The 16,172-nt window shown below is 68.8% G+C and carries 11 protein-coding genes, 1 tRNA gene and 4 pseudogenes; 13 read left to right on the plus strand and 3 right to left on the minus strand.

The annotated features are described in order from the left end of the window. Positions 1–222 precede the first annotated feature (222 nt). The gene (locus OOK07_RS38160; protein WP_266801069.1) at positions 223–1,029 is read right to left on the minus strand and encodes an alpha/beta fold hydrolase; all 807 of its coding nucleotides are present in this window, start codon (positions 1,027–1,029) and stop codon (positions 223–225) included. A 161-nt stretch (positions 1,030–1,190) separates the two neighbouring features. Here OOK07_RS38160 and OOK07_RS38165 point away from each other — a divergent pair, with 161 nt between their 5' ends. The 3 genes and pseudogenes from OOK07_RS38165 to OOK07_RS38175 all read left to right on the plus strand — a co-directional run. Then, complete coding sequence (locus OOK07_RS38165; RefSeq protein ID WP_266801071.1) at positions 1,191–1,766, plus strand: PadR family transcriptional regulator; 576 nt, start codon at positions 1,191–1,193, stop codon at positions 1,764–1,766. 2 nt (positions 1,767–1,768) lie between these two features. Then, positions 1,769–2,749, plus strand: coding sequence for an NADPH:quinone reductase (locus tag OOK07_RS38170; RefSeq protein ID WP_266801072.1), 981 nt, complete (start codon positions 1,769–1,771; stop codon positions 2,747–2,749). Positions 2,750–2,967: 218 nt separating this feature from the next. After that, positions 2,968–3,656: pseudogene (locus OOK07_RS38175) on the plus strand (EamA family transporter); the annotation flags it as partial. 283 nt (positions 3,657–3,939) lie between these two features. Here OOK07_RS38175 and OOK07_RS38180 read toward each other — a convergent pair. Next, complete coding sequence (locus OOK07_RS38180; protein WP_266801073.1) at positions 3,940–4,518, minus strand: TetR/AcrR family transcriptional regulator; 579 nt, start codon at positions 4,516–4,518, stop codon at positions 3,940–3,942. A gap of 345 nt (positions 4,519–4,863) precedes the next feature. On the opposite strand from OOK07_RS38180, the gene OOK07_RS38185 reads away from it, so the two are divergent. Next, complete coding sequence (locus OOK07_RS38185; RefSeq protein WP_266801074.1) at positions 4,864–6,312, plus strand: MFS transporter; 1,449 nt, start codon at positions 4,864–4,866, stop codon at positions 6,310–6,312. 181 nt (positions 6,313–6,493) lie between these two features. Beyond that, positions 6,494–6,567 (plus strand) — tRNA-Pro (locus OOK07_RS38190). Positions 6,568–6,672: 105 nt separating this feature from the next. On the opposite strand, the gene OOK07_RS38195 is transcribed toward OOK07_RS38190, so the two are convergent. Then, positions 6,673–6,921, minus strand: a complete 249-nt coding sequence (locus OOK07_RS38195; RefSeq protein WP_266801076.1) for a tyrosine-type recombinase/integrase — start codon at positions 6,919–6,921, stop codon at positions 6,673–6,675. On the opposite strand from OOK07_RS38195, the gene OOK07_RS38200 reads away from it, so the two are divergent. The 8 genes and pseudogenes from OOK07_RS38200 to OOK07_RS38235 all read left to right on the plus strand — a co-directional run. Beyond that, positions 6,914–7,243, plus strand: coding sequence for a hypothetical protein (locus OOK07_RS38200; protein ID WP_266801078.1), 330 nt, complete (start codon positions 6,914–6,916; stop codon positions 7,241–7,243). The two genes, OOK07_RS38195 and OOK07_RS38200, sit on opposite strands and share 8 nt — an antisense overlap. Positions 7,244–7,515: 272 nt before the next feature. Next, complete coding sequence (locus OOK07_RS38205; RefSeq protein WP_406313026.1) at positions 7,516–8,856, plus strand: poly(ethylene terephthalate) hydrolase family protein; 1,341 nt, start codon at positions 7,516–7,518, stop codon at positions 8,854–8,856. 114 nt (positions 8,857–8,970) lie between these two features. Then, positions 8,971–11,664, plus strand: coding sequence for an RICIN domain-containing protein (locus tag OOK07_RS38210; RefSeq protein ID WP_266801080.1), 2,694 nt, complete (start codon positions 8,971–8,973; stop codon positions 11,662–11,664). Between the two features lie 536 nt (positions 11,665–12,200). Continuing rightward, a pseudogene (locus OOK07_RS38215) lies at positions 12,201–12,779 on the plus strand (transposase); the annotation flags it as partial. A 457-nt stretch (positions 12,780–13,236) separates the two neighbouring features. Continuing rightward, positions 13,237–14,478, plus strand: a complete 1,242-nt coding sequence (locus tag OOK07_RS38220; protein WP_266801082.1) for an MFS transporter — start codon at positions 13,237–13,239, stop codon at positions 14,476–14,478. A gap of 89 nt (positions 14,479–14,567) precedes the next feature. Beyond that, positions 14,568–15,248, plus strand: coding sequence for a pyroglutamyl-peptidase I (locus OOK07_RS38225; protein WP_266801084.1), 681 nt, complete (start codon positions 14,568–14,570; stop codon positions 15,246–15,248). A 57-nt stretch (positions 15,249–15,305) separates the two neighbouring features. Next, positions 15,306–15,560, plus strand: a pseudogene (locus OOK07_RS38230) (MerR family DNA-binding protein); the annotation flags it as partial. 217 nt (positions 15,561–15,777) lie between these two features. Then, positions 15,778–16,083 (plus strand): annotated as a pseudogene (locus OOK07_RS38235) (zinc-binding dehydrogenase); the annotation flags it as partial. Positions 16,084–16,172 lie beyond the last annotated feature (89 nt).

The following is a 16,172-nucleotide window of genomic DNA, read 5'->3' on the forward strand; positions in this document are numbered from 1 at the left end:
GGGTAGCGCCGAGGTAAGCCCAAAAGCCGCCAGTACTTGATCTTCTTGCTCCGAGGTGTCTTGGCCGCCTACTCGGTCTCCGTTCGCGAGCGGGACCGGGGTACCAGGACGCCACGGCTGGCCGGGGCCGCGGTCGGCGGGGGCAGGGGTGGCGCTCGACGTCGCCGGCGTCACTCGGGGCCTCTTGAGGAACCGTCGCTTGTGAGAGCAGGGATGTCGGCTTCAGTCAGGCAGGCTGGCGGCGAAGGCGGTGATGGCGTCGGCGAGGGCGTGGGGGCCGGTGAGGAAGGCGTCGTGGGCTTCGCCGGGGATCTCGATGAGGCGGGCGTCGGGCAGGGCCTGGTGCAGGCGGCGGGAGACATCGGTCAGCCAGCGAGGGCTGAGTTCGCCGATCACGAGGAGCGTCGGGGTGTCGAGGGCGGCGAAGCGGGCGAGGTCATCGCCGAAGCTGTCCATCGCGCGCATCTCGCGGGCCCACGTCGGGGTCATGGACGCGCGGACGGCCCAGAACGGGGTCTGGCGGAACTCCTCGATGGCCTCGTCAGGGAATTTCAGAAAGTTCCGCAGCCCGAGGGTGAGGGCCTGGTCGAGGTCACCGGCCTGGACGGCCTTCTCGAAGGGCGCGAGCGCGTCGCCGCCGACGGGGCCGCCCAGCGGGATCGGGGGCTCGTAGAGGATGAACGCCGCCGGGGGACGGTTGAGGGCGTGGGCGAGGGTGACCAGTCCGCCGTAGGAATGGCCGAGCAGGATCGCGTCGGGGCCGGCGAGGTCGAGGACGGCGGCGATGTCGTCGGCCTCCCGCTGGATGGTGTGCTCGCTGTTGTCGCCACTGGCGCCCCGGCCGCGGCGGTCGATCGCGTAGGTCGTGAAGTGCGGGGCGAGCAGGTCGGCGAGGATCTGCCAGTCCTGGGCGGCGTTGAGGGCGCCCGGGGAAACGACAAGGGGGCGGCCCTGGCCGGTGATCGTGACGGCGACCTTCGTGCCGTCGGCGGAGACGACGTGGGCCTGGCGGGGAGTAGCAGCAGTCATGGTCTTCTTCCTTATGCCGCGCTCCGGAGAGGGAGGCTGATCAGGCAGGGTGCGGGGCGGATGGCCCGGGGCGGCCCTCCAGGCGGCGTGAAAGGGCGCCTCCGAATTCACCGTAACATCGAAACGATGTACACATCGTTTCGATGTGAGATCCTGGGGTCATGCTGGAACTCGCGATACTCGGCTTCCTCGCCGAAGGCCCACTGCCCGGTCACGAGCTGCGCCGCCGCATCACGGACCTGACCGGCTACAGCCGTCCGGTCAGCGACGGCACCCTCTACCCGGCGATCAGCCGGCTGACCAAGGCCGGGCTGATCGAGCGGCACGCCGCACCCGAGGCGGGCGGCGGCCGGTACGCGCTGAACCTGACGGACGCGGGGCGCGAGGACATGCTGCGGCGGCTGCGGAAACCGGCCGAGCACGAGATCACCGACTTCTCCCGCTGGTTCGTGATCCTGGCGTTCCTCTCGCTGCTGCCCGAGCGGGCCGAGCAGCACGCCGTGCTGCGTCGCCGCCTGGACTTCCTGGAGGCTCCCGCCAGCTTCTTCTACGACGGCGACACACCGTTGCGCGCCGAGCAGGTCACCGACCCTTACCGCCGCGGCATGATGCTCACCGCCCGCGCCACCAGCCGCGCCGAACGCGCCTGGCTCCACGAGGTCCTGGACGGCGACGCCATCCCAGGGGCGGACGAGCATCCCCGCCCCCAGGCCCACACCCGTGATCGGAAGGACTGAACATGCTTGCGTCCTGGTACGACCAGCAGGGCCCTGCCGCCGAGGTGCTCCAGTACGGTGAGGTGCCCGACCCCACCCCCGGCCCCGGTGAGGTGCGTGTCCGCGTCACCGTCTCCGGCACCAACCCCGGCGACACCAAGAAGCGGCGCGGCTGGACCGGCTCGGCCATGCCCTATCCGCGGGTGATCCCGCACAGCGACGCCGCCGGCATCATCGACGCCTTCGGCGACGGCATCGACGCGCGCCGCGTCGGGCAGCGCGTGTGGGTGCACGGCGCCCAGTCCTACCGCCCCTTCGGCACCGCCGCCCAGTACACCGTCGTCCCCGGCGACCTCGCCGTCCCGCTGCCCGACCACCTGTCCGACGACCTCGGCGCGAGCCTGGGCATCCCCGGCATCACCGCACACCGCACCGTCTTCGCCGACGGCCCCGTCGACGGCCAACTCGTCCTCGTCAACGGCGTCCTGGGCGGGGTCGGCTCCCTGGCCGCCCAGCTCGCCCGCTGGGGCGGGGCCACGGTCATCGGCACCGTCCGGCGCGGCACCGACCTGGACCGGATCGATCCCGCGGTCGTCTCCCACGCCATCGCCCTCGACTGCGGCGACCCGGCCGCCGCGATCCGCGCCCACGCACCCCATGGCGTGGACCGGATCATCGAGGTCGCCCTGTCCGACAACGCCGACCTGGACGACGCCGTCGCCGCGAACGGCGCCACCATCGCCGCGTACGCCACCCGCGAGGACCGCACCGAGATCCCGTTCTGGACGTGGTTGTTCAACAACGTGACCCTGCGCCTGCTCGGCAGCGACGACTTCCCCGACCAGGCCAGACGCCAGGCCGCCCGGGATCTCACCGCCGCAGCCGCCGTCGGCGCCCTCACCGTCGATGTCGGCGACCGCTTCCCGCTCGCCGACATCGCCAAGGCCCACGACCGTATCGACGCCGGCGGCCGGGGCCACGTCCTGATCGACGTCCCGCAGTAGAGAAACCCGGCGGAACCTCCTCGCTCTTCCCCATGGTCGTTGCCCGGAAATCGGCCCGGCGCCCCGCTCTGGCCCCACGGTCGCGATCAGGTCGTTTCCGCAGGTCAGAGACGCGAGAGCGCCCCTTTCCCGGCCGGGTAGGGTGGAGCGCATGTGCATCGCGGTTCTCTCGCCTCCGTCGGCCCGCTAAGCGGGTCGCTATCGACACCAGCGCGCCACTCGCCGGTACCGGCACCGGCCTGGCCGTCTTCCAGACGGCGTACTTCGCGGCAGTGCAGGACACGGGGCTGGCGGTGGGCACCATCGTCACGCTTGGTGCCGCCCCGGTGTTCACCGCCGCCGCCGGACGCCTGTTCCTCAAGGAAAGCGTCGGCCGCGGCGGTGCCCTGGCCGTCGCCGGCGCGCTCGCCGGGCTCACGGTGCTGGTGCTGGGCAACGAGCCGGGGGTCGTGCAACCCCTGGGCGTGGTAACGGCGCTGCATCCGCCGCCGGGTACGCCGTGACCAATGTGCTGGGGAGGTGGACCGGACAGCACGGCACCGGCGAGGACCCTTTCACCCTCACCGTGTGGTCGTTCCTCGTCGGTGCGGCCCTGATGCTGCCGCTCGCCTGGAACGAGGGCCTGGTGCCGCACAGCGCGCACCTGGCCGAGGTGGCGCTGCTGATGTTGTACGTCGTCGCGGTCACCACGGCGCTCGCGTATCCGCTGTACTTCGCGGGCGTCGCTGCGGTCCGGGCGGCCACCGCGTCCGTGATGATGCTCCGTGAACCGGTCAGCGCGGCCGTCCTTGCGGTGCTCTTCCTGGGCGAGCGGCTCACCGCGGCAACCGTCGCAGGCACAGGGGTACTGCTCGGGGCCATCGCCTGCCTCGCGGTCGCCGAGTCCCGGCTGGAGGCCAGGGTCTGAACGCCGTGAGGTGACACACGACGGTGGGGGTGCGCCGGGGTACATTCCCGGCGCACCCCCACCGCCGGGGCCGGCCGCGCCCGTCAACCCACCAGGCCTCGTCCGGTCAGGCCGCTGTCCCGAAGCCCTCGGCGCGCAGGTCCTTGTCGCGGAGCTGGGTGAAGTCGACGTCGAGTTTCGGTTCGTATGCCCCGGGCTGGATGCCGAGCTCGTGGGTGGAGTACTCGCCGAACCGCTTGATGTCTCGGTCAGGTACGGCGCAGCTCCTCGGCGGCGGGCAAGCTCAGCGCCCGGCGCGCACCCCGTCCAGCGCGATGGCAAGCACCCGGTCCCGCTGTGCGTCGTCGCTGAAGACCGTCCCGGTGACGCCCGCGACCATCCGCAGCAGGTCGCTGAAGTCCATGTCCTTGCGGGCCACGCCTGCCTGCTGTGCCCGCTCGAAGAGCGGCCCGCCTGCCGCGTACATCGACTCGCGGCAGGCCTCGAAGATCTCGGACTCGTCGTCGAGCGCCTCGCGCACGGCCCGCTTGGTCACCATGTATCCGGTGAACCGGGCCAGCCAGGAGGTCAGGGCCCGCCACGGCTCCAGGCCGGCGACCTCCTCGGCGACGCGGACGAGTTCGTTGACCTCGTCCGCGTACACGGTCTCGAACAGCTCGCGGCGAGACGGGAAGTTCCGGTACAGCGTGCCGATGCCGACCCCCGCGCGACGCGCGATGTCCTCCAGGGACGCCTCGGCGCCGTGCACGGCGAACGCCTCGCGCGCAGCCGCCAGCAGGGCGTCGTAATTGCGCGCGGCGTCCTTCCGATGGGGGCGCTTGGACGCCACGAGCTCACGGACGGGGAACGGCTGGGCCGACACTGCTGCCTCCCGGGGCGGTACGAGGTTGAACCGGAGGTGAGCCTCCGGTACAGTGGAGGGGTGCCTCCACTTTAGCAGTGTGGGTGCGCTCGCCGCGGATGCGTGCGGCCGCACGCATCCGCGACACGACGACACCCGGTGATTCCGCGGACCGCGCCGCAGCGCAGCGCGTGATCCGCCCACGTACCCCGTATCGACCACCTCACTTCCAGCTCCACCACCTTTCCGCGACCGCTCACCACCGCGGCCGTCGGCGTGCCCGCTGCCGTCCCGTCGGCAGTCCGGGTCCGTACGACCGTGGCCCGAGATCCTCGGCCGCACCCCGTTCGTTCGGAGAGGCTCTTCATGCCCCGCAAGTCCACCCGTCTCACCTTCGCGGTCCTCGCTACCGGTGCCGGTGTGTTCGCCATGCTGCAGTCGCTGATCGCGCCGGCCCTGCCGACCGTCCAGCACGCCATGCACACCTCACAGTCCACCGCGACCTGGGTGATGACGGCCTATCTGCTGTCCGCCTCCGTCTTCACCCCGATCCTCGGCCGCGTCGGCGACCTGATCGGCAAGAAGCGCACCCTCGTCTCCGTCCTGCTGGTCGTGCTGCTCGGCTGTCTGCTCGCCGCGCTCGCCCCGAACATCGGCGCCCTGATCGTCGCCCGGGTCGTCCAGGGCGTCGGCGGCGCGCTCTTCCCGCTCTCCTTCGGCATCATCCGGGACGAGTTCGCTCTGTCCGAGGTCAGCAGCAGCATCAGTAACCTGTCCGCCGTGATCGCCGCGGGCGGCGGCGTCGGCATCGTCGCGGCCGGCCCGATCGTGTCCGCGCTCGACTACCGCTGGCTGTTCTGGATCCCCGTCGCCGTCGTGGCGCTCACCACTCTGATAGCCCTGCGCTACGTCCCCGAGTCGCCCAACCGGGCGGAGGGGAAGGTCAGTTGGCTGGGCGCCGGCCTGCTGTCCGCCTGGCTGGTGGCGCTGCTGCTGCCGCTGAGTCAGGCGAGCGTGTGGGGCTGGGGATCGGTGAAGACGGTCGGTCTGTTCGCCGCGGCGGTCGTCCTGTTCACCGCATGGCTGCTCGCCGAGGCCCGTTCCCGCACTCCGCTGATCGACCTGCGCGTCATGCGGCTGCCGGCCGTGTGGACCACCAACACCGCGGCCCTGCTGTTCGGCGCCGGCATGTACGCCCTCTGGTCCTTCCTGCCCGGTTTCGTCCAGACGCCGAGCTCCGCGGGCTACGGCTTCGGCGCGAGCGTCACGGCCTCCGGGATGCTGATGCTGCCCATGCTGGTGGCGATGTTCTTCTCGGGCATCCTGAGCGGCCGCCTGGAGCCCGTCGTGGGCGCGAAGGCACTGCTGACGGCCGGCGCCGCACTCGGCGCCCTCGCCCTCGGCCTGCTCGCCGCCCTGCACGACCAGCAATGGCAGATCGCCCTGGTCTCCGGCGTGTTCGGCCTTGGCATCGGCCTCGCCTTCGCTTCCATGGCCAATCTGATCGTCGGCAGCGTCCCGGCCTCCCAGACCGGCGCAGCGACCGGCATGAACGCCAACATCCGCACCATCGGCGGCTCCATCGGCGCCGCCCTCACCAGCGTCCTGGTCACCGGCCACCTCCAGCCTTCGGGCCTGCCGTACGCCTCCGGCTACACCCACGGCTTCGCCCTGCTGGCGGTCCTGTGCCTTGCGGCGGCGTTGGCGGCCCTGCTGGTGCCGGTGCAGCGCCCGCGACGCCTCGCGGGGACACCGCAGGCCACCTCCGAGACACCGGCGAAGCCGGAGCCGGTGGCCCCGGGCACCCGAGGCTGACCTCCACGGAGGCGACCCGGATCCACCGGGCCGCCTCCGCCGCGAAGGGTCGGCCGTAAGGACAGCTACGGGGGCGCCGACAGGGACGGTTACGGGACGGCCGCAGGACACCGGTGAGAACACCGGTGTACGTACGGTAAAGTTGACCTGCGCGTTCACGCGGTTCACCGCGGCAGCGCAGCGGGACGTGGCGCAGCTTGGTAGCGCACTTGACTGGGGGTCAAGGGGTCGCAGGTTCAAATCCTGTCGTCCCGACTGGAGACAGTCACAGGTCAGGGCCGATTTCGGAGGTATCCGAAATCGGCCCTTGATCATTTTTGGGGACCAGCTGGGGACCGGCGTCCTTGACCGAGGTCAGCGTCACCACGATCGGGCCCGGCAGCGAGCGCGGGGCGCGCGCAATACGCTGAGGTGTGCAGAGAGCGCCGCCCCGGCGGCCGTGATCTTGTGTACGTCGGGGCGAAGGTAGCGCTGGGTGGTGGTCAGGGAGCCGTGCCCGGCGATGCGTCGCAGGACGTGGACCTGCACGCCTGCGTCGGCGAACCAGGTCAGTCCTGTGTGCCGGAGGTCGTGGCGGCGCAGGTGCTCGTAGCCCAGCTTGGTGACCACGTCGTCCCAGTGGGTGGCGTCGCGCAGGACGGCGGTGGAGATGCGTCCGCCGCGCGGGCCGGCGTTTCATGGCCGGTGGGATCCCAAGGTCCGGAAGCAGCGGGTAGCGGATCAGGTCGTGGCCACCGGTGACGCGTGTGAGCCGGAGCAGATGCATGGCGTCGGTGACCGCTTCGCGCTCCAGCGCGGCGCGGGCCGCGGTTCGATCTCCGCCGCTGTCTTCGAGTGCCTCGGCCAGGCGCCGGTACAGGAACTCCGTCGCGGCATCGCGCGGCCCCGGCAGATGCTGACGGCCATCCTGCTGACATGGGATCTCTGTTAGGAAGATCGACTGTCTTGATCGCCTTCCTCGCTTCACTGTGTGGGTGAACTGGCCCTTGAAGTTGACGCATTGCTGTGGCATCTTCACCCCGCAGTGGACGCGACGCGCCATACATCCCAGCACTGAAGTGCTTGGTCTTATCTCAACTCCTTTGTGCACGCCAACATTCAGGCACTCTCGCTATTCCCGTCGGGAGGTTCACCATGCCGATGTCGAGATCAACGCCAGGGCGCGCCGAAGCGGGGAGGGTGAGAACGAGGCGGTGGTCGTGGATGGCGGCGGTGGCGGCCCTGGCAGCCGTCGCGGCGGTCGTCGCTGCGATGTTCGTGGTGGCACCGGCGTCAGGCGCCGCCGCGCCGCGGGCCGCCCAGAGCAATCCGTACAATCGCGGCCCTGATCCCACCGTGGCCGGCATCGAGGCCTCGCGCGGTCCGTTCGCCACTGCGCAGATGGGTGTGGCGCCGGGTAACGGTTTCAATGGCGGGGTGATCTACTACCCGACGGAGACGACCCTGGGCACTTGGGGGGCACTGGCGATCGTGCCGGGCTACACGGCACTGTGCGCCCAGGAGGAGGCCTGGATGGGCCCGTGGCTCTCCTCGTTCGGATTCGTGGTGATCTGCATCGAGACCAACAGCCGCACCGACGGCGCCGACGCCCGGGCCGCCGAACTGCTGGCAGGGCTGAACTGGCTGACCACGCGCAGCCCTGTCAAGGCGGAGGTCGACCCGAATCGGTTGTCCGTACTCGGGCACTCCGCGGGCGGAGCCGGAGCGATCATCGCTGCGGAACACCAGCCGTCGCTGAAGGCGATGATCGGCCTCGCTCCGGGATTCCCGGGCAACGGCCTGACCATGGCCACCAACACGGTGCCCACTCTGGTCATCGGCGGCCAGAACGACACGGTCGTCACCCCCTCCTATCTCAGCAGTCTGTACGCCACGCTGCCCAGCACCACGCAGAGCGGTTTCGCACAGATCGCCGGAGCGGACCATGTGTACTACACCCGTCCGAACAACGTGGAGATGAAGCTGCTGATCCCCTGGCTGAAGGTGTTCGTGGACAGCGACACCCGCTATACGCAGTTCCTCTGCCCGGCACTGCCGGATCCCTCCACCATCTCGGCCTACCAGCCGAAGTGTCCGTACGTGCCCCTGGACGGTTCGACGCCGTCACCGAGCACGTCGGGTGGGTCCCCCTCGCCGACGCCGACTGCCGTCGGTCGGCCGGTCCACGCGGTGGGTGCCGGCAAGTGCCTGGACGTACCGGGTCTCAGCACAGCAGCGGGCACGCAGACGGAGATCTACACCTGCAACCACGGGGACAACCAGTCGTGGACGCATACCTCCTCCGGTCAGCTGACGGTGTACAGCGATACCTTGACCATGTGCCTGGATGCCAACGCACAAGGCGCCAGTCCTGGGACGAAGGTGCAGATCTGGCCGTGCAACGGCGGCTCGAACCAGCAGTGGAATGTGAACGCGAGCGGCACCATCACCGAGGCACGGTCCGGTTTGTGCCTGGACGTGACCGGCGCGTCCACCGCGAACGGCGCCTTGGTCGAACTGTGGACCTGCACCGGCGGAGCCAACCAGCACTGGACACTCGGATAGCCCGACAAGCGGCGCCGCTACACCCAGGCAGCGAATGGCCAGGGCAAGTTCCCCCAAGGCATCACGACCCACACCGTCTCCCGTTCCCCGCCCCCAGCGAAAGAGGAATGTGTGATGCGACAACACCATCCGCCGCAGCGCCGCCGACACCCGGCGTTGTGGTGCGTGGCCGCCGTGGCGCTGCTGACCGGCGCCGTGGGAACACAGCCGGCCACGGCGGCCGCCCCTCGACCCGCGGCGGCCGTTGCCACCTCGCCGGCCTCCGGCACCGACGGCGTCACCGCTGGCAACGCCGCGATCGCCTCGGCCGACCTGGCCGGCACGTGGGGGTTCACCCCGGCGGGCCGGTCGGCGACGTCGATCACGGTGCCGGGCGGCGGCTGGTACAAGCAGGGCTTCACCGATGTGAACGAGGCGGTGTACTCCCGCACCATCACCGTGCCGGACTCCGGGCAGCCGCAGTCCACGTGGATCGAGTTCGGCGCGGTCAACCACCAGGCGACCCTGTCGGTCGACGGGCGGACGGTGGCGACCAGGACCACCGCCTTCACGCCGTCGAACTTCGACATCAGCGCGTACGCGGCACCGGGTACCACGCACACCATCACGGTCGATGTGAAGGGCAGGGGCGCCCTGAAGAACCCCGCGAACGGCAGGTATTTGGTTCCCGACGCGGCCGACTGGGCCGAGGCCGTACCGCAGGGGATCTTCCGTTCGGCGTTCCTGCGCGTGTATCCGGCGGTGTATGTCAGCGACACGTTCGTCCGCACGTCGGTGGCCAATCAGACCCTCACCTACGACGCGTCGGTGACCAACACCTCCGGCGCCGCGCGGACGGTGACGCTGACCGGTTCGCTCGCATCGGACAACGCCACATCGTTCAACTACCCGGCGCTGCCGAGCAGCACGGTGACCGTGGCCGCCCACTCGACCGTCAAGGTGACGGTCGGGCCGGTGGCGTGGAACCTGGGCTCCTCCTCGTACTGGTGGCCCAACGTCCCCTACCGGCAGGGGTATCGCGCCCAACTGCACCGTCTGACGGTCCACACGGCGACCGACGACGGCCGCACCAGCGACGCGACCTACCGCTTCGGATTCCGGGAGAGCAGCCAGAACGGCGAGTACTACCACCTCAACGGCGTGCGCGTGAACTTCCGCGGCGACAACCTCCAGGGCGCGGACTACGACCGCATCAACAACGGCGGCAAGGGCGACGCCTACGACACCCTGCCCGGCTTCCTCGCGCCCTCCTCGGGCAACGGCGGCTGGCCGCAGGCGGTCGACAACTACCAGCGGCTGAACTACAACGTGGTCCGCATTCATCAGGAGCCGGCCAGCCCCTACATGCTCGACGTGGCCGACGAGATGGGCCTGATGATCATCGACGAGACCGGCATCCGCGGCTCCAACAGCCTTCAGGACTTCGTCGCCGGGCACGACAACATGGTCGACCACGCCCGCGCGCTGACCCTGCGTGACCGCAACCACCCGGCGATCATCCGCTGGAGCCAGAGCAACGAGCCCGGCAGCAGCGGTATGGACTCGGAGCAGTTCGAGAAGGACCTGTACGCGGCGATGAACGGCAACGACGGCACCCGGCCGGTCAGCGTCGACGCGTGGGTCGGCGCCCCGGCCAACCCCTACCCCACCATGACATACGCCAACTTCGATGTCTTCGGGCACTACTTGGACGGCTTCGGCACCTACGGCGAGAAGGTCGTGTCGGTGCCCGGCCGGCCCGACGGCGAGGGCGAGTACATCTGGCCGAAGTGCAACACCAAGCAGGGCTTCGAGTGGTTCGCCACCACGATGGTTGCCAAGCGCGGCAAGGACGCCAGCGACTTGCGCCCCTACACCCTGCTGTCCGCCTGGGCGGGCGTCATACCCGGCGTCCGCACCACCGACTTCACCCCCGAAGAGGGCGGCCATCCCGTCTACGGCGCCGACAACCTCTCCGACCCGTGGAGCAATCCGCAGATCCAGCGGGTGCAGGCCGCGTTCAACCCGGTCGCCGCGATCGACCTGCCCTACTGGTCGGCCTCCGGTGTGTCGGACTCCAACGGCGCCTTCCCCCTGCCGCAGGCCGTGCCCGGCTACTCCGCCAACACCACGGTGAACCGCACCATCACCGTCTTCAACGACGACTTCGCCAATTCCGCCGTGGACTTCACCTGGAGCGCCCACCTCGACAGCCCCGGCGGCACGGTGATCGGGTCCGGCAGCACGACCCTCACAGTCCCGCTGGGTTCGCGGGTGACCCAGCCGGTGTCCTTCACCACCCCGGCCTCCGGCTCGCGGGTGTACCTCGTCCTGTCGACCGGCAAGTCCGGCACGCCCACGTTCAGCGACGCGGTCGAGTACTTCACGTTGAGCGGCGGCGGGAGCACCGGTCCCGCACCAGGCACCTACCGCATCGTCAACCGCAACAGCGGCAAACCGCTCGCCATCACCGGCAACTCCACCGCCGACGGCGCCAAGGCCGTCCAGCAGACCGGGAACGCGACCTGGACCCTCAGTTCCGCCCAGGACGGCGCCTACACCCTGCGCTACACCGCGAGCGGCAAAATGCTCGACGTCAACGGCTCCTCCACCACGGCCGGACTGCAGTTGCAGCAGTGGTCCGCCAACGGCGGCACGAACCAGCAGTGGTACCTCCGGCACACCGGTGACGGGTACTACACCATCGTCAGCCGCGCCAGCAGCCTGGCCGCCGATGTGTACGGCCAGTCGAAGAACGACGGAGCCGCCATCGTTCAGTGGACCGCCAACAACGGCGCCAACCAGCAATGGCAGCTGACACCGGCCTGAGCCGGCGGCCCGTCTGTCGGATGTGCCGCCACCTCCCCGTGGCGGCACATCCGGGGCGTGCGGACATCCCAGGGGGGCACACAGGGGACGCCACTGCTTCGTCCGTCACCCGGCTCCGGCCCGGATGACGGCCCCCGGCCCGCGCGGGGGAGATCCGCCGCGTGCGGGGACGGCTATGGTGGCGGTGAGCCGAAGACCGCTGATACGGGCGGCCGGCCGCCGGAACGGCGGCGAACGCTCGGGGCCCCGGGGAGAGTGACGCCGAGGACGCGCTGCCGGCCTTCGGGAAGGCGGCTGTGGCTGACCACGCGGCGGAAGGTCCGGCGGACGGGAGTCCCCCGGGCGGCGATCCCTCCCGGCCGGTCACGATCGCGTACATCGCCGAATCGGCGAACGTCTCGGTCCCGCGGCTCGTTCGCGCAGATCGGCAGCGTTGAGGTAATCGAGGTCGGCCGTGGTGTCGAACCTGATCTTCGCGAGTTTCCTGCGCAGCATATCGCCTTTGGTCTTGACCTTGGGGTGCCGGGTTTCGGCCGATCTCGAAGAAGGCGTGGACACCGGCCTACGACGCCGACGGCACCGAGCGGCCCGGCGCCTGGGTCGCAGAGATCACCGACATCCCCGACCTGAGCACGTGGCCCAAGAGCATGCGGCTGGTCATCCGCAAGGAACGGTCGTACCCCGGCGCCCAGTTGCGCTTCACCGACCTCGACGGACTACGGCTCACCTGCTTCGCGACCAATACGAAAGGCGGCCAGCTCGCCGACCTGGAGCTGCGTCACCGACGGCGGGCCCGCTGCGAGGACCGCATCCGAAACGCCCGCGCCACCGGACTGCGCAACTTGCCCCTGCACGACACCGCCCAGAACCGGATCTGGCTGGAGATCGTCCAGATCGCACTCGACCTCCTCGCCTGGATGCCGATGCTCGCCCTGATTGCAGAAACCCGCCGCTGGGAACCCAAACGGCTTCGCCTGCGGCTGTTCTCCGCCGCCGCCCAGCTGGTCACCACCACCGGCCACCGCCGCCAGCTCCGATTCACCGCCCGATGGCCTTGGACGGATGTGATCACCCGCGCGATCCAGCGACTCGCAGCCCTCCCCAACCCCGGCTGACCAGCGACTTCACAATCCCGACGAACCACAGCAACATCCCGGAGCCGTGGAACCCGGCGCCCACCCGACGCGACAGCCGGGCTACCGACCTGCCCCAGCCCACAAAATTCCCCACCCCGCAAGCACAGAGCCCCCGTCAGCGAACGGACAAGGACTCATGAACGATCGAGGCTAACAACTTACGGAGGTGCCTCATGAGCTACGACCACTGAGAATGAGCCGGTGGATGGGCCCGGCAGCGGCCGGGTCCATCCACGCCGGGGAATCAAGGGCGGTAACTCGAACACTCTTCGTACGTGCAGTCTCTGCGGGGCGAATTCCAGGAAGCCAGGAAGACAAGCAACCTCTGTTCATGAGTGGCCGGGACTATCAACTGCAGTGAAAAAAGTGGACATTGATGTTGTAGCCTAGGATGTCTCTTCGCCGGGCTACATACGTGTCAAAGCAGGGTGTGGGAATGAGTCTGAAAACCGAAGCCACAGCAGACGATCCAGACCAGGGGGTGGATGTCACCAGCCCCTTCAATCTGCCGGCATTCCGATGGTTCTTCACGGGACGGCTTGTCTCGCTGCTCGGCAGCTCGATGACCCCGGTGGCGCTGTCCCTCGCGGTACTAAATGCGTCGAACAGTGCAGGCGACATGGGTGCGGTGCTCACCGCAAATACTATTCCCCTCATCGTCTTAACGCTGGCAGGCGGAGTGATAGGGGACCGGTTCTCGCGCCGACTCGTACTTCTGCTGTCGAATCTAGGTGCCGGGCTGACGCAGGCTGTTGTTGCTTTCCTCTTGATCTCCGGGAACTATCATCTCGGTTCATTGATTCTACTGGAAGCCCTTAACGGAACAATGGCGGCTTTCACGAATCCGGCGCTGCGTGGCATCGTCCCGGACATTGTGCCCAAGCCGCAGATTCAGCGCGCGAATTCAGTGCTGGGATCGGCCAAGAACGCGGCAAAGGTACTGGGCCCGACCGTTGCGGCCACCCTTGTGGCGACCACGAATGGCGGGTGGGCCATCTCCGTCGACGCCGCCACTTACTTCGTCGCCGCGGTCTGCATGTTCCGGCTCAAGATGACCGGCCGGACGCCGCCCCGGAAGGCCAGCGCCTTCGTTGCCCTCCGTGAAGGCTGGACGGAATTCCGGTCGCGGACCTGGGTCTGGACGATCGTCGCCTCGTTCGGCGTCGCCAACTACATTCAGGTCGGCATCTGGACGGTCCTGGGACCGCTGATCGCGAAGGAGCGGATCGGCGAGACCTCCTGGGGCCTGGTGCTCAGCGTCAGAGCGGTCGGCATCCTGCTCATTGCGGTGGTGATGTACCGCATCACCCTTAGGCGGCTCCTGCCCGTGGCGCAGGTGTGCGCGAGCCTGGTAGGCCTTCCGCTGATCGCCCTGGGGCTTGTCGCGAACGCGTACTGGTTGGCAGCCGCCGCGTTCCTGGCCGGACTGAGTTTTGGTCTTTACAGCATCGCCTGGGAGACCACGCTTCAGGAGAACATTCCCCGGAACATGCTTTCCCGGATCTCGTCGTACGACAATCTCGGGTCTTTCCTCGGCGTTCCGGCGGGGCAGCTGTCGGCCGCTCCCATGGCGAGTGCCTTCGGGCGTCCCGTGTCGCACTCATCGGCGGATTCCTCTGGATCGCCCTCACGCTCTGCCCGCTCGCCGTTCCTTCCGTACGGGGCATGCGGCACGTGACTTGAGGAAAACATCCGGACGAAGTTTCTTTCCGGCCGGTCGCTCCCGCAGCGCTCCCCTGTCCGTTCTCCTCAACAGGCCGACAGCGCGTGAAGAATTCGCTGTCCTCATCCTCGGAGGCTACCGTTTCACGCGTCCTGCTGACTGGCGTCGAACCCTTCGGCCGAAACTACATGAATTCCGCTTGGGGGGCATGTCGGCTCGTGGCCGAATCTCCGCCGGAGGACATGCAGTTGGAGGTGGTCCTGCTGCCTTGTGCATTCGGAGATTCCATAGCCGAACTCCGGAAGAAAATCCTCCGCGTAGAGCCGGAGTTGGTCATTTCCACGGGCCAGGGTGGCAGCCGCCCCGACGTCACCATCGAGCGCGTCGCGATCAACCTCAACGATGCCGAGGGTGCGGACAACAATGGCAATCAACCCATCGACGAACCCATCGTCGCCGACGGGCCCGCAGCATACTTCTCCTCGATACCGGTCAAGGCTTGTACCGAAGCCCTGCTGAAAGCCGGAATACCCGCATCTGTCTCCCATACGGCCGGCACCTTCCTCCGTAACCACATCGCCTTCGGTCTGGCCCACCTCATCGCCACCGAATTCTCGGACAGGCGAGGAACGGCACGCCGGACTACTTCCGCGACCGCCGGGAGAGCCAGCGCAAAGGACTCGATCGCGTGCCACGGGATGCCCCCAGCCGACGAAATTCCCCACCCCGCAAGCACAGAGCCCCCGTCAGCGAACGGACATGGACTCATGAACGATCGAGGTTAGCGCCGCCAGGGCTCGGTCCATCGCGGCGTTGAACTCTTCCGGCGTCAGTGGCAGTCGGGCCCGTCCGGCCAGCGCCTCTACCGGCAGGACGCCGTCACTCTGGTGCGCTTTTTCCAGCAGATGTTCGCCGCCGGCCTGACCAGCCGAAGGATCACTGAACTCCTTCCGTGCTGGGACTCCGGGCACACCGACGCCGAGCAACGAGCCATGCTGCGCACCGAACGCGACCGCATCCAGGCCAAGGTCGACGACCTGCAGGCCGCCTTGGACCGCCTCGACGAGGTCATCGCGATCACGGACACGCACCCGTAGGCGCGGTCAAGGTATGCCGCGAGGTCGTTGCGCCGCTTGACTTCTGCGGCCGTCAGCGGCCGATGAGGGTTTGCCTGCAACACGGTGACAGTGTTCGTCCCCACGTGCCGCACCTAGCAATGGCGGTCGTCGCCGTAGAGGGCTTCGAAACCCTCTCGGTTGAGCACGGTGTTCAGTTGCTCCCACGCATGTGGCCGATCCGGCCCCTCACTCAACGCTCGACACGATCGGCGGCGACACCGCCGGGCGGTCGCTCGAAGTGCTCCGCCCGGGCGGGCGCCTGGTGACGGCGGTCGCCGAGGAGGATTCGGAGCTCGTTGCCAGGTTCGAGGCGGCCGGCATGCGCTTCAGCGGCATCGCAGTCGACCCCGACCCGGTCGCCCTGCGAGCTCTGGTCGAACTCGTCGAACAAGGCAGGCTCCGGGTCCACGTGCAGGAGTCGTTCCCGTTCGAGCGCGTCGTCGACGCGCACCGGCTGCTCGACGACGGTCACCTCCGGGGCAAGCTCGTCCTCACCGTCTGATCTTCGTCTGATCCCGCCGTGGGGCCTCGCGTGAGCCAGGCCCACGGAGACCCGTACGTCATGAAAGCTGCACGTCAGGTGGCGTTGGT

The organism is Streptomyces sp. NBC_00078, from assembly GCF_026343335.1.
GTDB lineage: Bacteria > Actinomycetota > Actinomycetes > Streptomycetales > Streptomycetaceae > Streptomyces.